This is a genomic window from Chitinophaga rupis (assembly GCF_900109685.1).
Classification (GTDB): Bacteria; Bacteroidota; Bacteroidia; order Chitinophagales; family Chitinophagaceae; genus Chitinophaga; species Chitinophaga rupis.
Genome location: NZ_FOBB01000003.1, coordinates 722770 through 744464, shown reverse-complemented (window position 1 = coordinate 744464; position 21695 = coordinate 722770). Strand labels below are relative to the sequence as shown.

At 46.9% G+C, this 21695-nt stretch carries 17 protein-coding genes and 1 riboswitch; of the genes, 10 read left to right on the top strand and 7 right to left on the bottom strand.

The features are described from left to right. Nucleotides 1-60: 60 nt before the first annotated feature. Nucleotides 61-1242, bottom strand: coding sequence for a homoserine dehydrogenase (locus tag BMZ54_RS16115; RefSeq protein WP_089913675.1), 1182 nt, complete (start codon nucleotides 1240-1242; stop codon nucleotides 61-63). A 94-nt stretch (nucleotides 1243-1336) separates the two neighbouring features. Further along, nucleotides 1337-2515, bottom strand: coding sequence for a trans-sulfuration enzyme family protein (locus tag BMZ54_RS16110; protein WP_089913672.1), 1179 nt, complete (start codon nucleotides 2513-2515; stop codon nucleotides 1337-1339). A gap of 117 nt (nucleotides 2516-2632) precedes the next feature. Beyond that, a riboswitch (SAM riboswitch) is annotated at nucleotides 2633-2751 on the bottom strand. Between the two features lie 138 nt (nucleotides 2752-2889). Here BMZ54_RS16110 and BMZ54_RS16105 point away from each other — a divergent pair. Continuing rightward, entirely contained in the window at nucleotides 2890-4188 is a 1299-nt protein-coding gene (locus BMZ54_RS16105) for a DUF2851 family protein (RefSeq protein WP_089913669.1), read from the top strand. 263 nt (nucleotides 4189-4451) lie between these two features. Here the strand turns inward: BMZ54_RS16105 and BMZ54_RS16100 are convergent, their stop codons facing one another. Beyond that, entirely contained in the window at nucleotides 4452-4859 is a 408-nt protein-coding gene (locus BMZ54_RS16100) for an OsmC family protein (protein ID WP_089913665.1), read from the bottom strand. 221 nt (nucleotides 4860-5080) lie between these two features. On the opposite strand from BMZ54_RS16100, the gene BMZ54_RS16095 reads away from it, so the two are divergent. The 5 genes from BMZ54_RS16095 (at nucleotide 5081) to BMZ54_RS16075 (ending at nucleotide 12952) form a co-directional block, all read left to right on the top strand. Further along, a complete protein-coding gene (locus BMZ54_RS16095) occupies nucleotides 5081-5890 on the top strand; it encodes a hypothetical protein (RefSeq protein ID WP_089913662.1) in 810 nt (269 codons plus the stop codon). Between the two features lie 120 nt (nucleotides 5891-6010). Then, entirely contained in the window at nucleotides 6011-6907 is an 897-nt protein-coding gene (lipA, locus tag BMZ54_RS16090) for a lipoyl synthase (RefSeq protein ID WP_089913659.1), read from the top strand. Between the two features lie 287 nt (nucleotides 6908-7194). Next, nucleotides 7195-8523 carry a TolC family protein gene (locus BMZ54_RS16085; RefSeq protein ID WP_089913656.1) on the top strand — a complete coding sequence of 443 codons (1329 nt, stop codon included), beginning with the start codon at nucleotides 7195-7197 and terminating at the stop codon, nucleotides 8521-8523. A 68-nt stretch (nucleotides 8524-8591) separates the two neighbouring features. After that, nucleotides 8592-9719: an efflux RND transporter periplasmic adaptor subunit gene (locus tag BMZ54_RS16080; RefSeq protein ID WP_089913651.1), complete on the top strand. Its 1128-nt coding sequence runs from the start codon at nucleotides 8592-8594 to the stop codon at nucleotides 9717-9719. A 53-nt stretch (nucleotides 9720-9772) separates the two neighbouring features. Continuing rightward, nucleotides 9773-12952 carry an efflux RND transporter permease subunit gene (locus BMZ54_RS16075; RefSeq protein ID WP_089913650.1) on the top strand — a complete coding sequence of 1060 codons (3180 nt, stop codon included), beginning with the start codon at nucleotides 9773-9775 and terminating at the stop codon, nucleotides 12950-12952. 68 nt (nucleotides 12953-13020) lie between these two features. Here the strand turns inward: BMZ54_RS16075 and BMZ54_RS16070 are convergent, their stop codons facing one another. The 4 genes from BMZ54_RS16070 to BMZ54_RS16055 form a co-directional block, all read right to left on the bottom strand. Then, nucleotides 13021-13428, bottom strand: coding sequence for an SdpI family protein (locus tag BMZ54_RS16070; RefSeq protein WP_089913647.1), 408 nt, complete (start codon nucleotides 13426-13428; stop codon nucleotides 13021-13023). Nucleotides 13429-13586: 158 nt separating this feature from the next. After that, the gene (locus tag BMZ54_RS16065; RefSeq protein WP_143081031.1) at nucleotides 13587-16259 is read right to left on the bottom strand and encodes an AsmA-like C-terminal region-containing protein; all 2673 of its coding nucleotides are present in this window, start codon (nucleotides 16257-16259) and stop codon (nucleotides 13587-13589) included. Nucleotides 16260-16388: 129 nt separating this feature from the next. Next, nucleotides 16389-16874, bottom strand: coding sequence for a cytochrome P460 family protein (locus tag BMZ54_RS16060; RefSeq protein ID WP_162277559.1), 486 nt, complete (start codon nucleotides 16872-16874; stop codon nucleotides 16389-16391). 13 nt (nucleotides 16875-16887) lie between these two features. Beyond that, a complete protein-coding gene (locus BMZ54_RS16055) occupies nucleotides 16888-17835 on the bottom strand; it encodes a heme-binding domain-containing protein (RefSeq protein ID WP_089913637.1) in 948 nt (315 codons plus the stop codon). Between the two features lie 167 nt (nucleotides 17836-18002). On the opposite strand from BMZ54_RS16055, the gene BMZ54_RS16050 reads away from it, so the two are divergent. The 4 genes from BMZ54_RS16050 (at nucleotide 18003) to BMZ54_RS16030 (ending at nucleotide 21679) form a co-directional block, all read left to right on the top strand. After that, complete coding sequence (locus BMZ54_RS16050) at nucleotides 18003-18581, top strand: Crp/Fnr family transcriptional regulator (RefSeq protein WP_089913634.1); 579 nt, start codon at nucleotides 18003-18005, stop codon at nucleotides 18579-18581. Between the two features lie 54 nt (nucleotides 18582-18635). Next, on the top strand, nucleotides 18636-19250 hold the full coding sequence (locus BMZ54_RS16045) for a TrmH family RNA methyltransferase (protein ID WP_089913631.1): 615 nt from the start codon (nucleotides 18636-18638) through the stop codon (nucleotides 19248-19250). A 399-nt stretch (nucleotides 19251-19649) separates the two neighbouring features. Continuing rightward, nucleotides 19650-20096, top strand: a complete 447-nt coding sequence (locus tag BMZ54_RS16035) for a MarR family winged helix-turn-helix transcriptional regulator (RefSeq protein WP_089913623.1) — start codon at nucleotides 19650-19652, stop codon at nucleotides 20094-20096. A gap of 329 nt (nucleotides 20097-20425) precedes the next feature. Beyond that, the gene (locus tag BMZ54_RS16030; RefSeq protein WP_089914245.1) at nucleotides 20426-21679 is read left to right on the top strand and encodes an MFS transporter; all 1254 of its coding nucleotides are present in this window, start codon (nucleotides 20426-20428) and stop codon (nucleotides 21677-21679) included. Nucleotides 21680-21695 lie beyond the last annotated feature (16 nt).

Here is a 21695-nt window from a genome sequence, read left to right as displayed (position 1 = left end):
TAAAAAAAAACGGTCCACCACCTAAAAGGCCGTGGACCGCGGACTGTGAGCTGTGGACACTTATTCCAGCACCAGTAAGTTCACATCTTTATTCTTCAGCCAATTATTTTCTTTCAACTTTTGCAGGTTAATAATACCCACTACATAGCGGTAGGTAGGAGATTCGTATTTCTCTGAAATGTTGTAGAACGCGGTCAGGTCTACCTGGTCAGGTGTTTTATAACGCAGGTATACTTTCAGCTGCACATCGTTTGTGAAGGTGGGCTGGTTGTTCTGCTTGATCTTTTTATACTCGTAGCGGTAGTTATACAGCAGCGCTGAAATATCAGACAGTACTGCGCTGCCGGTAGCCGTACCACCTGCGCCCTTGCCTACAAAGAACTGCTTATCGGTAAATGCGCTTTCCAGCAAAATGCCGTTATACTCGTTATATACATCATACAGCAGGTTATGCTCTTTAATAAGGTGTGGCAGCACATAGGCATTTACATGCCCGTTCTGCCGCCGGCAGTTACCAATGAGCTTAATGGTAGAGTCGCGCTGGCGGGCAAACTGTATATCAAAATCATTGAGGTGATGAATGCCGAAGTTGAACACTTCTTCCGGTTTTACAAAAGTGCCAAAAGCATGCAGCAGCAGGATCACTATTTTAAACTTGGGGTCATAACCTTCAATGTCCAGCGTAGGATCCGTTTCTGCAAAACCCAGCTCCTGCGCCTGTTGCAGGGCGGTTTGAAAGCTCAGGCCTTCTTCAAATATTTTGGTGAGTATATAGTTGGTGGATCCGTTGCAGATGCCTTCTACCGCATTCAGCAGGTCGTTGTCATAATACTCCTCCAGGTTGCGGATAATGGGAATACTGGCGCAGCTGGAAGCTTCGTACAGGAAGGGTACCCTGTTCTCAACCTGCAGCTGGTATAGCGCTGGCAGGTTTTCCGCAATCATACGCTTGCTGGCGCTTACTACGGCTTTGCCATTACGCAGGGCGGTGCTTACGATCTCAAAAGCTGCTTCAGTTTCGTTGATCAGCTCTACCACTACATCAATGGTAGGGTCTTCCAGTATCTCGTTCTTGTCGGTGGTAAAATAGCTCATGTCTATCGGACGAGCTTTGTTAGGGTCTTTAATGCATATTTTTTTGATGCGGGCATTAATGCCTTTTGTTCTGTTCAATACTTCGTAAAGTCCCTGTCCTACGCATCCAAATCCGAAAATGCCAAGGTTAATGATCTTACTTTCCATAATTTAATTTAATGCTTAGTGCTTAACACTTAATGCTGAACGCTTCCTGCCATGCTTAAAGGCGTTTTGCGTTAAGCGTTTGGCGTTTAGCTTGCTATTGTAAAACGGTGGTTTGTTTGCCAGATGGTTGGTTTAATTTATCTAAAGCCTGTTTCAGGTCGCTGATCAGGTCATCTGCATCTTCAATACCTACAGACAGGCGTATACAGCTATCCTGCAGGCCGGCACGCTTACGGAAGTCTTCCGGTATGTTACGGTGCGTCATGGTAGCCGGGTGATCCAGCATACTTTTTACGCCGCCAAAACTTTCTGCCAGCTTAAACAGGCGCGTTGCATTTACAATGCGTATTGCGTTTTTGATATTGTCGCTTTTAAGGGAAAAGCTCACCAGGCCGCCATACAGCTTTTGCTGCTTGCGGGCTATGTGATGGTTTTTATGCGTGGCCAGGCCAGGGTAAAATACTTTATCTATTGCGGGATGGGTAGCCAGCCAGCTGGCTATGGCCTGTGCATTGCTGCACTGCTTTTCCAGGCGCAGGTACAGGGTTTCAATACCCCGTATGGTAAGCCAGGCTTCAAACGGGCTCAGGATGCTGCCCGAAATGTTCTGGTTAAAACGCAGCTGGTCGGCCAGTGATTTGTTGTTCACCACTACCAGGCCTGCAATTACGTCTGTATGGCCGGCCAGGTATTTGGTGGCGCTGTGTATTACAATGTCGGCCCCCATTGGTATGGGTTGCTGCAGCAAGGGCGTACACAGGGTATTATCTACTACCAGCAGGGTATTATGCTGCTTGGCTATTTTACTGATGGATTTAATGTCGGAGATCTTGAGCGTAGGGTTGGTGGGAGATTCCAGCCATATGAACTTTGTTTTAGGCGTAATGGCCGCCGATACGTTATCAATATTGCTGGTATCTGTAAAGTTCACTTTAATGCCAAAGCGCTCAATCATGTGGTTGAACATCTGGAAAATGCCGCCGTAGGTATCTTCTACCGCCAGTATTTCGTCGCCGGTTTTTAGCAGCTTTAATACCGCATCTATAGCGGCCATGCCGCTGGCAAAGGCAAAACCAGCATACCCTTCTTCCAGGGTGCAGATGAGGTTTTCCAATACTTTGCGGGTAGGGTTGTTGGCACGGGAAAACTCAAAACCTTTATTAATGCCGGGCGATTCCTGCACAAAGGTGGAGGTTTGATAGATGGGCACTGAGATAGCGCCTGTAAGCTCATCTACCGGGATGCTATGAATGAGTTGGGTGGCTGTTTTCATGCAAATAAAAAAGTTCTTTTTAATGGTGTATCCTGAAAGGGGTGGAAATAAAAAAGGGCCCTTCCTGTAGTTGGAAGAGCCCCTTTTAAATATTATGCGGGAAGAATTACCTCTGCCAACTTATCTTTCCCCGGTATGTACCGGGGCAGGAATTAGCACCTTTTTTCTGCTGTTATCAGCAGAAATGGTTGCTAAGGCATCGCAGGGCCAAGTCCCTCCGCCTTTCTGGATAAGTGATGTTTAAGAACTGGGTGCAAAGGTAATAGTACTTTTATGAATTTTCCAAATTTGGAAAACCGGAGGGAGGGATGTAAATTGCTAATAATTTTAGCAAAGAGAGTACTTTTATTGTTGACCTTTAAACACCAAAACCAATGATCGCAAGCGTTAGCCCTTTATTGACCGAAGATCTTTTTCAGCATATCTGGAAATGCCGTTTATTTAATACTACCGGTTTAACAACGATCGATGGGGTTCCGGTAGAGGTGCAGTATACCGGCGTACATAACCATGATGCGGGGCCTGATTTTACGGCAGCCAAAATAAAGATCGGCAATACCCTGTGGGCTGGCAATGTAGAGCTGCATGTGCGCACATCTGACTGGTACCGCCACGGGCACCAGCATAACCAGCAGTACAGCAATGTGATCCTGCATGTGGTATTTGAGCATGATGTAGCTTTTTATGATACTGATCATATGCCTCCCTGTATAGCCCTGGAACAGCAAATACCAAAAATGTTGCTGAGCCGCTATGAGGATTTCCGGCAAGCATCCGCGTTTGTACCCTGTGAATACAGTGCCAGTCAGGTGCCGGACCTGATCTGGAATAACTGGAAAGAGCGCTTACTGATAGAACGCTGGGAGCGTAAAACCACTACCTTACATACCTGGCTGCTGCAAACTAAATATAACTGGGAAGAGGTTTGTTACCGGGCCATTGCCCAAAGTTTTGGCGTGCCGGTAAATGCACCGGCGTTCTTACAGCTGGCGCAAAGCTTACCCCATAATTTGCTGACCAGGCACCGGCCCAGCCTTTTACAGCTGGAGGCTTTGTTATTTGGCCAGGCCGGTATGCTGCAGGAAGCCTTTGAAGATGAATACCCGCTGGAACTGCAACAGGAATATAATTACCTGCGGCATAAATATAAGCTGCAGCCTATACCCACACATTTGTGGAAGTGGCTGCGCATGCGCCCGGCCTCATTCCCTACCTTACGTATAGCTTCCCTGGCGGCTTTGCTGCATAAAACGCCTCACCTGTTCTCTAAAATACTGGAAACGGAAACTATTACCGGGTTTGAGCAGCTGTTTTCCGTACAGCTCTCCGCCTATTGGCATGAGCATTATCATTTGGATGGGCCGCTTACGCAAACTTATTGCCCCGGCAAGCTGGCCGTGCATAACATATTGATCAATACTATACTGCCCCTGTTCTTCCTGTATGGGCGTGAGAAAGGATTGAGCTATTACCAGGATCGTGCGTTAGACCTGATAGAGCAGCTGCCTGCAGAAGAAAACCGCATTACCCAGGGCTGGGATGATATTGGCGTTTGCCAAAAAAGTGCGCTGGATTCCCAGGCGCTGTTACAGCTAAAACAAAACTACTGTGATAAAAAGCGCTGCCTCGAATGCGCAATAGGAGCTAAGCTGCTGCGGCAGGGAATAATCTGATGTGCAGATGGGAGATGTGCGGGGAGGCTGATGTTTGTTGGTGCGGTGTATTTGTGAGGTGGTAGATTGATGATTGAAACGGTTGGTATGCCTGGGTATTGGTATTTGTTGATGCGTGGATAGTGATCTGTGGCTGGCAATTGTGTGAACGTAGTTATGTGCTTGTGTACCTACATGCTTATCTGCTAATGTGCGGATATTTATTTACTGATGAAAGATCAGGCAACAAAAACCAGCACATTAGCATGCCAGCACACTAGTAATTACCAGTTAAAAGTTACATCCTGTAATATATCCGGGTGTACGCTTTTAGCTACCGGGCAGGTAAGGGCCGCTCTTTCCAGAATAGTCTTTTCCTTATCGCCTAATGTATGGTTAGGCGGAAAGTCAAACACCACCTTTACGCCGGTAATACGGCGGGGCTCTGTGCCCATGATCTTTTGAATACCTACCTGGGTACCCTCTATAGACCAGCCATTTTCGCGGGCTTTAATACCCATAATAGTAAGCATGCAGGATCCCAGGGCAGTAGCTACCAGGTCAGTTGGGGAAAAACGTTCCCCCTTGCCGTTATTGTCTACAGGAGCATCTGTTTCTATGGTAGTGCTGCTTTGCAGGTGTGTGGCGGAAGTCCGTAATTCGCCGTTATATACGATCTTGGAGGTTTGCATATGATAAGAGTTTTATTAGCTGCGGTTTAATTAAAATGTAAATTAAAAGCATTTTTTATAATGGCCCAGGCCAATTTATATATGCACAGAAAATCGGGTAAGTTTGTAACAATAAATGAAAACCGGCGTTTATTATAGGAGGCGTTTGAAGAGGAGAGTTTGGGATTTTCATTACATTTGATACAAATAGCCCAATTACTGTGAAAAAATTACACTTATTCTTGTTCTTATTATTAGTGGCCGGCAGCTTGCAGGCCCAGTCTGATAAAGAAACCAAAAAACAGGAGCGGGAACAAAGAAAGCTGAAACGTATTTCCCTGTTCAGGGAACTGGAAGAAGGGGAGAATAATTATGACCGGGAGTTTTCTATAGGGGGCCGGTTAAACACAGACGGTTGGAGCGGCTTTTTTGAGCTGGGCTACCGCAAGAACCGGAAAATAGTGAACTACTTCCAGTTTGAATTTGCAGAAAAGAAAGACCCCAAGGAAGATAAAAAACCGGGCGCTTTTGTACCGGTAGGCGACTTCGCTTATTCAGAAAAGCCTTACATCTACGGCAAACAAAATAATTTTTACCAGGCCAAACTGGGTATAGGCCAGCGCTACCTGATAGGCGGCAAAGGCAATAAGAACGGGGTAGAGGTAAATGCCATTTATTATGGCGGTATTTCTATCGGTCTGCAGAAACCCTATTACCTGAAAGTAGAAACCCCCAGCGGAGAAGTAAAGGATATTAAATATGGTACGGACCCTGACCTGGACACCGCCTTTATTACCCCTTCCAAGATCATTGCCGGCGGCGGCTTTGGCAAAGGCTGGGGCGAGCTGACCGTGGTACCCGGGCTGCATGCCAAAGCCGGCCTGCGGTTTGACTGGGCCAAGTTCAATGAAGTGGTAAGCGCCCTGGAAATAGGTATAAATGCGGAATACTATACTAAAAGTGTACCCATACTGGTATACCAGGATGATAAGAAGTTCTTTTTCAATGCTTACCTGAGCCTGCAGTTCGGCAAGCGCTGGGATAAGAAGTAAATTATTGGATGGTTATATTGTTAAATGGTTGATTATCTGATGGATAATAGCCCTGCAACGGTATAACCATTTTTAGTGAATAATAGGTAACTTTGTTGCTCTTAAAGAAAGGAGTTAGCGATGCAAGAACAAACCGTATGTGGAACACCGGCAGCAGCCCCCAGGACCAAAAAACCAGATTGGCTGCGTGTGAAATTACCGATAGGAGAAAGCTACAAACAGGTGCGTAACCTGGTTGATACCCATAAATTACATACTATTTGCGAAAGCGGTAACTGTCCTAACATGGGAGAATGTTGGGGCGCAGGCACTGCTACCTTTATGATACTGGGCAACATTTGCACCCGTAGCTGCGGTTTTTGTGCTGTAGCCACCGGCCGCCCTGAAGCAGTTGACTGGGATGAACCCCAACGTGTGGCAGAAGCTATTTATTTAATGAAGGTGAAACATGCTGTGTTAACCTCTGTGGACAGGGATGAGCTGAAAGATGGCGGCTCCATCATCTGGGCCAATACCATCAAAGCCATTCGTGCCCTGAACCCTGATACCACCCTGGAAACCCTGATCCCCGATTTCAGAGGCCAGTGGGAAAACCTGCAGCGCATTATAGAAGTAGCGCCTGAAGTAGTATCCCACAACCTGGAAACAGTGGAAAGGCTTACTAAGCAGGTGCGTATCCAGGCCAAATACCACCGCAGCCTGGAAGTCATCCGCCGGTTAAAAGAAGGCGGCATGCGTACCAAAAGCGGTATTATGCTGGGCCTGGGTGAAACCAAGGAAGAAGTGATACAGGCTATGCAGGACCTGTATGATAATGGAGTAGATGTAATAACCCTGGGTCAGTACCTGCAGCCCACCCCCAAACATTTACCGGTAGTACGCTTTGTACATCCCGATGAGTTTGCAGAATATCGTGAAATTGGCTATGCCATGGGCATTGATTATGTAGAATCAGGCCCGCTGGTACGCTCCTCTTACCATGCGGAAAAACATATTCATAGCGGACGTAATAAATAATGCATGGTTAAATAGGTATTTAACCACTTAACCAGATATCCATACAAATTTGGATTGCATTGCTATCTTTGCGTAGCATTTAACACCTAAAACCTACCTGATACGCGGTTGGGACATCGCCCAACGGCTTAGCAACCTTAATAGCGGGCTATTAGCGGATTTGATATTCCGTTAATAACAAACTCTTTGTAATAATTGTATAGATTATTACAAGCGTCGTACTTATAACTATTTGCGGGTGCCCGTTGTTATATTCTGATTGGTATAAGATGAATTGATCGTTAAATATGAAAAAAACACTTTTCCTGGCGGTGATAATAGGTATGGCTTTCCATACCAGTTATACATACGCACAGCAATTACCTGATTCATTATTGCCCGATGCCAATTTACGCGATTGTATCAAGTATGCATTAACTCACCAACCGGTAGTAAGGCAGTCAATGATAGATGAAGCGATTACGGAAGCTACGATCAAAAGTAAGCTGGCAGACTGGTATCCGCAGATCAACCTGGATTATAATATCCAGCATTACCTGCAGGTGCCTACCAGCTACTTTAACGGCAGCCCTATTAGGGCAGGGGTGGAGAATACCTCCACAGTAGGCTTTTCCCTGAATCAAAACCTCTTTAACCGCGATGTATTACTGGCCAGCCGCACGGCAAGGGATGTACGTAACCAGGCTAAGCAAAACACTGCCAGCAGCCAGATCGATGTGATCACTAATGTAAGCAAGGCTTATTATAATGTGCTGCTTACCAAACGGCAGATCTCCGTGCTGGAAGAGGATATTATTCGCCTGGAGCGCAGCCAGAAAGATGCGTATAACCAATACCAGGGTGGCATTGTAGATAAAACAGATTACAAGCGCGCCAACATTTCCCTGAACAATGCCAAAGGCCAGCGCAAAACCGCGGAGGAACAGCTGAACAGCGCCTATGCACAGCTGCGCCAGCTAATGGGTTACCCCACTACCGGCGACCTGAAGCTGATAGATGATACGCTGCAAATGGAAAGCGAAGTATTGCTGGATACATCCGTTACCGTTACTTACGAGAACCGTATAGAATACCAGCTGCTGCAAACACAGCAACGTTTGCTGCAGGCAGAGCTGACCTATAATAAATGGAGCTTTTTGCCCACTGTATCGGCCTTTGCCAACTATAACGCCGCATACCTGAATAATGAGTTCTCCAAACTGTACAACAATAATTTCCCTAACTCGTTCTTTGGGTTAAAATTGTCTGTACCTATTTTCCAGGGCACCAAACGTACGCAGAACATACGTGCGGCAGAGCTGCAGCTGAAACGTACCGACTGGGATTTTGCATCGCTGAGAAGCCAGATCAATACAGAGTATACACAGGCCATGGCCGCTTATAAAAGTAACTTCTACAACTATACGTTGCAGCGGCAGAATATGCAGGAAGCCAAAGAGGTGTATGACCTGATTGCCCTGCAATACAAGGAAGGTGTAAAAACCTACCTGGAAGTGATCACCTCTGAAACAGACCTGCGCAGCGCCCAGCTGAATTATTTCAATTCACTGTACGATGTACTGTCCAGCAAAATAGATCTGCAGAGATCATTAGGAACGTTAACAGCTAATAATTAAAAAAGATAACCTGTCCGGATGGGCCTTCACACAGCTTTTCCGGCCAATGCAAGACAAACGATTATCAGATGAAAAATGAATTCGTAGTTATTATTTGCGCTTTCGGCATGCTTTCCTGGACCGCCTGTAAAGGTCCGGCTCAAAAAGGAGCCCCTGTTATGCCGCCTACCCCTGTGAGTACAGTGGAGGCACAGGAAGCCCCCGCCATTTATTATGATAAATATCCTGCCACGGTGGTAGCTGTGAACAGTGTAGAGTTGCGTGCGCAGGTATCCGGTTTTATTACCGGCATCTTCTTCAAAGAAGGGGATGTAGTACAAAAAGGTAAAGCCTTATATGAAATTGACCGCCGCAAATATGAAGCTGCTGTTCGCCAGGCAGAGGCCAATATCCTGAGCGCCAAAGCTAATTTTATCAGGGCCCAGAAAGATATGGACCGTTACCAGCGCCTTGCAGAACAGGACGCCATTGCCCGCCAAACGCTGGACAATGCTACGGCCACGCTGGAAGCTAACCGTAGCCAGGTAGCCGCCGGCGAAGCCAGCCTGCTCGCCGCCCGTACAGACCTGGATTATTCCATTATCAAAGCCCCGTTCACCGGCCGCATTGGTATATCACAGGTAAAGCTGGGCGCACAGGTAAGCCCCGGCACTACGTTGCTGAACACTATTTCCAGCGAAAACCCCATTATGGTGGATTTTGTGGTGAATGAAACAGAAATAGGCCGTTTTGCAAATATGCGTGGTAAAACCATTAACCCGGCAGACAGCACTTTCCGCCTGCAGCTGCCCGGCGGTGGTATTTATAAACATACCGGCCGTATCACTACTATTGATCGCGGGGTAGATAACCAAACCGGTACCATTAAAGTAAGGATAGAGTTTGAAAACCCGGACGATGAGCTGAAAGACGGTATGAGCTGTGTACTGAACGTACTCAATGATCTTTCAGGTCAAAGGCTGATCATCCCTTACAAAGCCGTAACAGAGCAAATGGGCGAATTCTTTGTGTATGTAGCTAAAGATTCTATTGCCCTGCAACGTAAAGTGCACCTGGGCCCCAAGCTAAAAGACCAGATCGTGATCCTGGATGGGGTACAGGCCGGTGACAAGGTGATCACAGAAGGGTTCCAGCGTTTACGCGATAGCGGTAAAATACAGTTAGGCGCACCCCCGCAACAGGGCGGCAAGCCATAATGTGAAAGGTGAAAGTGAAGTAAAACAGATTGAATCAATAGAAGACAACGATCATGATTGCAGATACTTTTATACGCAGACCAGTTACCGCTATAGTAATTGCTATTGTATTGGTGCTGGTGGGCTTACTGGCGATGACCACCCTGCCGGTAGGGCAGTATCCGGATATTACACCACCCACGGTGCAGATCACCGGTACCTATACCGGCGCTGATGCACAAACGGTGGAACAAACCGTGGCCACACCGGTAGAAGTACAGGTGAATGGTACACCGGGCATGACCTACCTGCAAAGTAACAGTACTAGTAACGGTGCGGTAAGCTTAACAGCCAACTTTGAAGTAGGAACAGACATTAATATTGCGGCGCTGGACGTGCAGAACCGTGTAGGTATTGCACAACCTACGCTGCCACAGGAAGTACAACGTTTAGGCCTGATAGTGAGAAAGCGTAATCCCAGCATTCTGATGCTGGTGGCCTTGTACTCACCAAAAGGCACACATGACATTACTTTCCTGGATAACTATACCAACGTATTTGCAAAAGATGCGTTGCTGCGTGCAAAAGGGGTGGGTGATATCTTTACCCGTGCAGATGATTTTAGTATGCGCGTGTGGTTAAAGCCTGATAAGCTGGCCGAAATGGGGGTTACAGCCAATGAGGTAAGAGCTGCCATCACAGAACAAAATGCGCAGATCACTGCAGGTACCGTAGGTGCACCGCCTGCACAAACCGGCCAAACATTTGAATATACTATACAGGTAAAAGGCCGTTTGGTTACCGCGGAGGAATTTGGCAATATCATTGTTAAAACCAAACCGGATAATGGTAACCTGGTGTACCTGAAAGATGTAGCCCGCGTAGAGCTGGGTAAGTTCAACTACGCCAGTAACTCTTATGTGGATGGCAAACGCGCATCCTACCTGCTGGTATACCAGGCGCCGGGTAGTAACGCTATCTCAACTGCCGAGAATGTATATGCCACTATGGAGCAGCTGAAGAAAAGTTTTCCGGCTGATGTGGATTATGTAGTACCGTTTGAATCTGTTACCGTAATCCAGGTATCCATACACGAAGTGGTAGAAACGCTGCTGGAAGCCCTGGCCCTGGTGGTAGTGGTGGTATTCCTGTTCTTACAGAGCTGGCGTGCTACGCTGATCCCCGTACTGGCTATCCCTGTATCTATTATTGCAACATTCATCTTCTTTATACCATTAGGTTTTACCATTAACACCCTTACCCTGTTCGGGTTTGTGCTGGCCATTGGTATTGTGGTGGATGATGCCATTGTGGTGGTGGAAGCGGTGCAGCATAATATTGACCACGGGCATATGACGCCTAAAGAAGCTACAACGCAGGCGATGAAGGAAATATCCGGGCCGGTAATTGCCATTGCATTAATATTGGCAGCGGTGTTTGTGCCGGTAGGTTTTATACCCGGTATTGTAGGCCGTTTGTACCAGCAGTTTGCCATCACCATCGCTATCTCCGTGCTGATCTCCGCTTTTGTGGCCTTATCACTTACACCGGCGCTGTGTATTTTGATATTACGCCCCATGCACCTGGATAAGGATTCCAAAGGTTTGAACCAGTTCTTCTTCCGGTTTAACCGCTGGTTCGGACATACTACCTCCCGCTACTCTGTAGGGGTGAAGAAAAGTATCCGCTGGTCGCGGTATGTAATGATATTGCTGCTGTGCATATGCATAGGTGCGGTATTACTGTTCAAGAACAAGCCTTCCGGCTTTATTCCTACGGAAGATGACGGCCGTATGTATATTACCTTCGATCTGCCGGAATCTTCTTCTACAGAACGTACCGTATCGGTAATGAGCCAGATGATGAAGATACTGGATAGCGTACCTGCCATTGGCCACTATGCTGCATTAGGTGGTTTGAACGTGGTGAACTTTGCTACCAAATCAAACAGTGCTACCATCTTCTGCCAGCTGAAACCCTGGGATCAGCGTAAGAAAAAATCTGAACAGATCTTTGGCCTGGTAGCGCAAATACAACAAAAGCTTTCCCGTTTCAAGGAAGCCAACGTGGTGGTAATTCCGCCGCCGGCTATTCCGGGTCTGGGTCAAACAGCCGGTTTCTCCTTCATTTTACAGCAAAGGAGTGGTACAGATATTAAACAGTTTGAAGGGGTGCTGCAGAAATTCACTGCCGCTATTAACCAGCGGCCGGAAATACTCCGCGCCTTCTCTTTCTTCACAGCGCGCACACCCGGCTACCTGCTGGAGATAGACCGTGAAAAAGCCAAGAAGCTGGGCGTACAGGTATCAGACATAGCTACTGCGCTGCAAACCTATATGGGGAGCGCTTATATCAATGACTTTACGATATACGGACGTAACTTCCGCGTGGTAACGCAGGCAGATTCCATATACCGCGGCGATATTAAGAACCTGGGACAATACTATGTACGTAACCAGGCCGGTGGTATGGTGCCATTAAGCACCTTAACCAGCTATAAGGTAATAGAAAGCGCACCGGTAATTTCCCACTACAACCTGTTCCGCTCTGCGGAAATAAACGGTAGCCCCGCGCCGGGTTACAGTAGCGGCGATGCAATCAGAGCGCTGCAGGAAGTAGCAGCGCAGGTACTGCCGGATGGGTATGGGTACGAGTTCTCCGGCCTAAGCCGTGAGGAATTATTATCCGGTTCCAAAACCGTATATATATTCGCGTTATCTATTGTTTTCGTGTTCCTGTTCCTGGCAGCTTTGTATGAAAGCTGGGCCGTACCATTCTCCGTACTGCTGGCGGTACCAATAGGTATGTTTGGCGCCATTCTGGTGCTTACTTTCCTGCCTAATTTAAGTAACAACGTATATGCACAGATAGGTATGATCACGCTGATAGGTTTGGCGGCCAAGAACGCCATCCTGATCGTGGAATATGCCAAAGAGCGTGTGGATAGGGGCATGGAGCTGGTAACAGCCAGCGTAGAGGCAGCCAAGCTGCGCTTACGTCCCATTATCATGACCTCCATGGCATTCCTGCTGGGTATATTGCCGCTGGTACTTTCCTCCGGCGCTGGTGCGGAAGCACGTAAAACCATGGGATGGACGGTATTAGGTGGTATGTTCACTGCTACCTTCCTGGCCATCTTTATTGTGCCCGTGCTGTTTGTGTTAATTACACGGCTGGCATATGGTAAAGCCAAGCTGGAAAAAATGAGAGAGAATTATACAGCTATCCCTGATCACGATGTGCAGGGTGGTTAAAACTCGATAGATTTAAGTACAGTGTTTTAAGTAAGGGCGCTCCTTTTTGGGGCGCCTTTTTTTGTGGGTTATTCCGGTTCTGTATCTGCTTCCGTATCTGCAGGATCACGCTTGTTGCCTTCTTCGTCAAACTCCTGTCCAAGCATCCATTCCGTATAGCCTACCATGTATAAGGCGCCAATTACCACCGGGCCAATAGTTACATAAAAGAAAAGTTCCGTTTGCTTTTCAAAGAACAGTGCGCTGGCAATACCAAATACAAACAGCAATATGCCTATACGGCGGGAGATATGCGAGGCATAGGTATTGGCGGCACGCCAGGTTTCAATATTTTGGGTGGAGTAAAAGCTGCGGTAGCCATACCAGGTTTTTAAACTTTTAGGAGGGTACCGGCCAATGAAATAACCCATGGAGAGGAACAGCAAACCTGCCAGCAGACTGGCATTGCAATAGGTGCTATGCAGCAATGTTGTCATGAACGTGGCATTTAAGGTTAGTATAAGATACGAAAAAAAACCGTCCCGGTGGTTGGCCGGGACGGGTGATTATATCGTTGATGATTTTAGATTTACGATTTTAGATTTCATGGTGCGGTTTTTTGAAACCGCTTGATCCAAATCTAAAATCGTAAATCTTATTGTTCTTTCTTCTTTTTAAACAGGCCATTCAACGTATTCTTTAAAGTTTGTTCTGCCTGTTTGCCAGCATTCTGCGCCGGTTGCTTGTTGGCGGTATCTTTTTGCCCGCTCAGCTGTTTTGCCAGCTGGTCTTTGATGGCATTGGTGGCATTGTTCTTTATCTGGTTCAGTGAATCTTTTACCGTGTTCTTTATGGTGTCTACTTTATTCTTCACCAAAGTAGCGGCCTGGTCTTTCAGGCCGGCAGCCATGCTGGAAGCTGTTTCCTGCAGATCGGTTTTATAAGTGGGTTTGGTAATGTTACCACCCAGCAATACCTGCAGGTGCACACTATCGCTCACGTTAACGGGTACACCCTTATTGGCGGCCTGTGTAACCAGGTTATTAATAAGTGAGTTAGCCTGTGCGCCCATAACACTGCGGGGCAGGGCCAGCTGCAGCGTATAGTCCAGCGACTGATCAAAGCCGTGGGAGCCGGCTACGGCCATATTAATGTTGCTCACTTTTATTTTGAACGGATTTACTTTTACGCGGCCGTTCTCAAATGCAAAATAGGTTTTAACATCACGCAGGGAAATATCTTTCAGCTGGCTTACATTTAACTGATTGGCCAGCTGATCTACCGGTGCAAATTTTTTCAGGAAACCTTCTATCAGCAGCAGGTTACCATCGCCGTTCAGGGAGCTTAATTGCGGCATCATATCCTTACCCAGCTTGCCTGCCAGCTTTAGCTGGCTGGTGATCTTACCGGAAAGGAACTGCCCGATAGGCATTAGTTTTTGTACGGTATTAAATGCATTAAAGGTTTGCTGTACATCCAGGTCCTGCACATTATAAGCCAGGTTAATGTCCGGGTTTTGCTTACTGTTCTTAGTGCTGTAGCTGCCATTCACTTCCATGCTGCCCTGTAAGGCATTACCTTTTATTTGTTGCAGGGTAACTGTTTCATCTTTTATCTGCAGGCTGCCGGTTAAGTTGGTCATGTCCAGCTTATCATAATGCACTTTGCCTACCTGTGCCTGTAAGTTCAGATCCAGGTTGCCTGGTACGGCAAAAGGCGCTGTAGCGGCGGTATCTGCGGTGGTGGTAGTAGTGGCAGTGGTAGTGCCCATCCATTTGTCAAGATCTACCTGGTCTGCTTTCATATTCAGCTTACCATCCAGCGGGGCATTTTTAAACATATATGCCAGCAGGTTATTAACCTCGCCATTTGCCTGAAAGTTGGTGCCCATATACTGCCCGTCAAACTTCTCCACGGTTACATTACGCGGGTTAAATTTCAGGGAAAGGTTATTCACCTTTACGCCATCCGGGTAATCTTTACTGCGGTACAGCAGGTTATTTACCAGCAGGCTGCCGGCTGCATAAAAACGATCGTACTGCTGTTTTTCAATAGCGCTCATGTTGCCTTTGGCGCTGATGTCTGCATCCAGCAAACCGGTAAGCTGTGTGCCGGATTCCAGTTTTACAAACTGGGTTACTTTGGAAAGGTCTAAGCGGCCTTTTGCAGCACCATCCACATACATGTCAGATACCGGTGTTTTTACCAGCAGGCGCAGGTCCAGCGGGGTATTGTCCATTTCAAGATGCGCGGAAGGCATGTCTACCACAGTATGATCGGGCACTCCATCCGGATTGCTTACGTTAACGGCTAATTGAATATTTTTTACCGGTTTAGGCAGGTCGGGGTATTGGAAGAAACCATTCTTCACGGCCAGGTGCAAGCCAAAGGCCGGCATTTGTGTGCTGCTGTAGGTACCTTTTACAAAACCGTCAAATGCAGCTGTACCCTCTGTTTTGATCTTATTAAAATCCTGCTGGTACATAATAGGCACCAGGGATAATAAGTCTTTGAAGTTGGTAGAGGGTGCTTTAAAGCTCAGGTCCATGCCATAGGTACTATCATTCACCAGCCTGAAAAAGCCTTGTACGGCTACTTTCAGGTTATTGAGCAATACATTGCCATCCTTGAAAGTATAGGTGCTGGTTTTATTATCTACGCTAATATCTGCATCTATTTTAGCGGCTGTGTTGGAGAGGTAAGGCACCAGACCGTAGCGGTAAGTTACTGCCTGCGCGGTGGTGCTGGTTTCCAGGGTAAACAGGTCCTGGGTAAAATCACCTTTACCTTCGTGGTCCAGGTGTTCTATAATGGCCTGCATATTGCCCTGCTGATCATCATAATTTACATAGGCATCTGCGATCTTATAGCTTTGCAGGCTCATGGAAAACTTGCTGGCAGTGGTATCTGCGCTGGCCTGAGTGGTATCCGGTTTTGTAATGTTCCAGTTCACTTCCCCGTTACTGTGTACAATCGCATGTATGCGGGGCTGGTCCAGCGTTACATTATAGATCTCCATTTTATCGCCCTTTATTACGCTCATGAGGTTCAGGGCGGCATCAATCTGTTTTACGGATACCAGCGTATCGCCCTCAAAGGGAGCTACGTTAATCACCTGCAGCTCCTCTAACCCCACGGCCAGGCGCGGAAAATGGCGGAACAGGCTAATATCCACATCCTTAAAATCTACTTTGGCTACCAGGTTTTTGTTAAGCTCTGTTTTTACCAGGGCCATGATCTTATCTTTAAAGAAATAAGGGATGGCAAAGGCGGCTACGATCAGCACCAGTAATAATACGAGTACGACTTTTAGTACTTTTTTTAACATAGGAATGTTGTGTTTGTATAGTGTATAGAACGGTGAAGATAAGGAGGTAATTGTAATTACCAAACCGGTTACTTTATCATTGCTAACCAATCGTTTATCGCGGAGGTCACCGTTAAATGCTCACAAACCTCATGGAAGTACCGACGCCTTTTGGCCTAAAATGTACTTAATCCTGGTGTTATCCTGCAGGCTATCTGTTGGGGGAACCGGCGTAAGGTCAGCCCCTTTATATTGATGGTAGGTGGCTGTTGTGTCGCTGCCGTTTGCTGCTATTGTGCTTACCAGCTCCAGTGTTTGCAGCTGGCCGGGTATGCTGGCGCCGTACCAGCGTTTATCTTCCTGCTGTTTCCAGGTTACCAGCGCTAAAGCAGCACCGGGTGGGTAGCTGCCGGAGGTACTGGTGGTGGCGTATTTGAAAGCTGCCTCATTTCCGTAAAGGGTAGACATCGTAGCCTGCTGCCGGTTAATAAAAGAGGTGATCACCTTCCAGCCCCGCTTATTAAAGTCAAAGGCAGCCGGTAACGATGCGGTTTTATTAAGCGTTCCGGCATCTTCCATTTTGTTGGTGCAGCTAACTATGAAGAGTGCAGCCAGTAAGATATATGTATACTTCATTGTTGACAGGGTTTTAAAATTTAACAGGCATAGTAAAAACAAAGTCATTGTCTTTTACGGGGCGGTGGCAATTGATACATTCCATGGTGAACATTTTATCTTTCCCGTAAGGTTTCAGCTCCGGTGTTTTCCAGCGCGCCCAGCCCCAGCCTTTGGTATCAGCATATTTTTTATCGTCTTTGATCATGTATTCCACCTGCTTAAACGCGCCGGTGCGCACATTGCCATCCGCATCCTGCAGCTGATCCCAGGCTACTTTTGCAAAGATGGTACCGTTGGGCCAGGGGTTAATATGGTTTTCCTGTATAGCTTTAATGGCCACATCGTTACCATAGATCACGCGCATGGTGCTGTTATCAAAACGGTGTGTAGTGCTTACTACCTGCCAGTTCTTATAGTCGGGCAAATAATCAATGCCATTGGGCGTGGGCTGTACTTTGCTGTTTGCAGCTGCGGCTGTTTTCCATTTATTATACTGCTTGTCCGCCGTGTTTATCAGGGCAGTATCCGCCGGTTTAATGGACACCATGCCGGCTACATAGTTCTTTAAAACAGCTATATCGTTTTCAGAGAGCATGGCATCCCGGTGTACAAATGCATAATCTTTTAGCGGCATGGCGCCTGCCTGCACCTGGTTAAAGGATTCAAACAGCTTGCCCTTCTGATCAGCCGGGGACAGGCTTTGCCATTCGGAAAAGTTTAATCCCTTTCTGCCATCTTTTATATGTTGGGCCACCCGCCAGTAGGCCGGCGCCACCCGGTCGTACCAGCGCAGCTGCGTTTGATTGGAGTGGCAGTCGTAACAAGCTCTTTGCAGTATGCTTTTTACTTCCGGCGGGGCCTGCAGGTCGCCGGTAACAGGTGGGTGCGGTACTTCCGGCCTTATGAACTGCAGCAGTATAAACACAGCGGCCAGCAATACGATCACCTGTAATATTCTTTTCCGGGTAGTTGTTTGCATGGAATTAACTTTTATTGTACAAAGAAAAGCTATACTGCCTTACCTGTAAAGATGCCGGCCGTGAATAAGGCAGAATAGGGGATGAACCGGGCATAAGTACAGGTGAAAGCGCCGTAGCATTGTAAATGAGGTAGCTTCTGTTTATTTTTATGGAGTAAAGGTACTTTATGTTCAACCAGTTAGATGCATCTGTAGCCCGTTTTATTCAATTAACAGCCGAAGAGCTGGAACTGTTCCATTCTCTGCTGCAATTTAAAAAAGTAAAGAAAAAGCAGTTCCTGTTACAGGAAGGAGAGGTGTGCGATTTTGAGGCTTACCTGTTAAAAGGCTGCTGCCGCTCCTATTACCTGGATAAAGAAGGTACGGAAACTATTTTGCTGTTTGCGGTGGAGGACTGGTGGGTGAGTGACCTGTCCAGCTTTTCAGAGCAAACGCCTTCCAATATGTTTATAGAAACGGTAGAAGATTGCGAGATGCTGCTGATCAACTACGCCAATAAAATGCAGCTGTTTGAGCAGGTGCCTAAGTTTGAAAAATTCTACCGCCTGCTGGTGCAACGCTCTTTGGGTGTGCTGCAGAAACGTTTTTATGCATCTGTTTCACAAACGGCAGAGGAACGCTACCTGGCCTTTATGGAAAAGTACCCGCATATTGTACAGCGGGTGCCGCAGCACCAGATAGCACGGTATATAGGCGTATCGCCGGAGTTTTTGAGTAAAGTAAGGAGTAATATGTATAAGAAGTAATACACACGTAAACCCCGCGGTATTTATTACTTTTGCTGCCAGCAAAACCGGATTATGACACCTGAACGCAGGGAACGACTAACAGGCGTGTTAAACAAGCGCCAGCCCGACCTTACTGTTGTACTGGAAAATGTACAGGACCCGCATAACATTTCTGCCGTAATGCGTACCTGTGATGCTGTGGGCATACAGGAAATATATGTGCTTACCAATAAAATACCGCGGCATAAGAAATGGGGCGCCAAAAGCTCGTCCAGCGCGGCTAAGTGGCTTACTATCCACCAGTTTGAAGATGCTGCGGAGTGTATGGCTGCCCTGCGTAAAAAATATGATAAGATCTACACCACCCACCTGGCAGCTGATTCCATTAGCTTATATGAAATAGATTTTACCGGTTCTGTAGCCCTTGTGTTTGGTAATGAGCATATGGGTGTAAGTGAGGAGATCCGTGCACAGGCAGATGGGAATTTCATTATTCCGCAAATGGGCATTATCCGTTCCCTGAATATTTCTGTGGCTTGCGCTGTGAGCATTTATGAAGGGCTGCGGCAAAAAACAGCGGCCGGACATTATGAAAAGCGCCGCTTGCCGGATGAGCAGTATAATGAGCTATGGAAACAATGGAGCAGCCCGCATGCGGATGCTGAGCCACTGGAAGGCGGGGAGTGAGGAGCTGCATTAGTAAACCTTATGGCTGCGTGTAGTATTTTTATTTGACGCATTTACTCCATTTGCATGAATTAAATTTTGTTACCCATTGCCTGGTACTTTTTATTTAGTGTAAACCTTATCACTGCTTGCAGCCCTCTTTATTCTAAACTTTGTTTTTCCATTGCGCTTATTCAGCGCATTTTTAAATTGGCCAAACGCGCCATGTGGGCCCCGGCCATTGTAGAAAAACAAGGCAAATATATTGTCTTAATATCCCCGGTAAAGCTGTGTACCGGCCGGTGCATATGGCTTCCTCATGCAATTATTACCTTTCCGTTACCAGCCAATTTACCCTTTGGCCAAAACGAGATAATTCACTAGATTTGTAAAGTTACTTTATTAATTTACTTTATTATTATGAATCATGCCCAGGATATAACACTGGCCTCGGATATGCGGGCTGCCTTGTCACGTTTGCTGCGCCAGCTTCGCAAGCAGCCGGTACCTTACCAGGTTTCTGTAACAGAACATACTACCCTGGCTTTACTTGACCTGCATAAGCAGCTATTGCCTTCTGAGCTGGCTGCTATGGAAAAAGTAACGGCCCAGGCTATGTCGCAGATGCTAAATAACCTGGAGGCGCAGGGTTATATTAAAAGAACACCCCTGGAAGATGATAAGCGTAAGGTACAGGTATCGCTCAGTAAAGAAGGCGCCAGGGTGCTGACTGAAATGAGGAATATCCGGGCCGAATGGCTGGCCAAGGCTATGAGTGCGCTTTTAAATGCAGATGAAAAGAAAGTGTTGAAGCAAGCTGCTGGGATTATACAGCGGCTGGCGGATTATGAGGAGCATAAAGCGTAAAGCAGAAGGCATAAAGCATAAAGCTTAATGCTTTACGTAGAAAGTAGAATGTGAGGCTGGAAGCCTGGTGTAAAGTATTTAATGCTTAAACCAATTAAGAGGTACAGATGCCTTTCAGCATTGCTCAAAGCTTGTAATGCAAATGTGTTCTGTGTCCGGCAATTTGCAACATAACAAAGGGCGTGTTTAGCATAAACCTGCCTTCCACTTTTCGCGTTCAACAGCATAACATAAGCGGCTTTCCGCTTTTCGCCTTCAGCAGCATAACACAAGCAGCTTTATGCTTTCCGCTTTCAACAGCTTTCTGCTTTCAGCTAAAAAAAACTAATTTGAAACCATCTCAACTATTCCGTTCACTAAGATCTCGTAACTACCGGTTATACTTCACCGGGCAATCCATTTCCCTTATTGGTACCTGGATGCAGCGCATGGCAGTAAGCTGGCTGGTATACCGGCTTACACATTCCTCGCTGATGCTGGGTATTGTAGGGTTTGCAGGACTTATCCCTTCCATGCTGTTCTCGCCTTATGCCGGTACACTCTCTGACCGGCATAGCCGTTATAAGATACTGCTCATCTCGCAAATTGCTTCCATGATACAGTCCGGCGTGCTGGCGGGGCTGGTATTGTTTAAGTTCTATAATATCACAGCCATTATATTATTAGCCATTGCGCAGGGTATTATTAATGCATTTGATACTACTTCCCGTCAATCCCTGATGATAGACCTGATCGATAACAAGGAAGACCTGCCCAATGCTATTGCGCTCAACTCCTCAATGGTGAACCTGGCGCGGCTTTTAGGTCCTGCTATTGCGGGGGTGATATTGAGCGTGTTTGGGGAAGGTATTTGTTTTCTGATAGACTTCCTCACATTCATCGCCGTAATTATTTCGCTGCTGATGATGCGCTTACAGCTACTGGCGCCCCCTAAAACAGATGCCAATATCTGGGAAGGGCTAAGGGAGGGATATGTTTATTTAAAACAATCACCCAATATAGGAGCTGCTATTATGATGCTGGGGGCTTCGGGCCTTTTCCTGATGTCGTTCAGTACGTTAACGCCTGTTTTTGCAAAAGAGGTATTTGGCGGCGATGCGGAAACGTATAGCTGGTTTGCTAGTGTTACCGGCCTGGGCGCGCTCATAAGCGCCATTTATATGGCAGGGCTTAAACCGGGTAAAGACCTGTTAAAGTTCATTGGCATTGCAGCGGTAGTATTTGGAATAAGCGTGGTCCTTTTTTCGCGCGTTACATCGCTGCCGCTGGCGTTGTTCTTTATTATGCTTTCTGGAGCCGGCATGATGGGGCAGATCGCAGCTACCAACACCTATGTACAAACCAATGTACCCGGGTATATGCGTGGCCGTATGATCAGCTATTACGCAATGGCTTTCCAGGGTACGCTGCCAATAGGCAGTTTGCTGACCGGTTTGGTAGCACACCACCTGGGTGCGCCGCTTACGGTATGTTTGCAGGGTACTGCTGGTATTATTTGTGCGGGATTATTTATCTGGGGTATACGCCGGCGCCGGCAGGCACAGGCGCAAAAGCCCACTCTTGAGTATAGTGATATTGCGTAACACATATTTTTCAGAG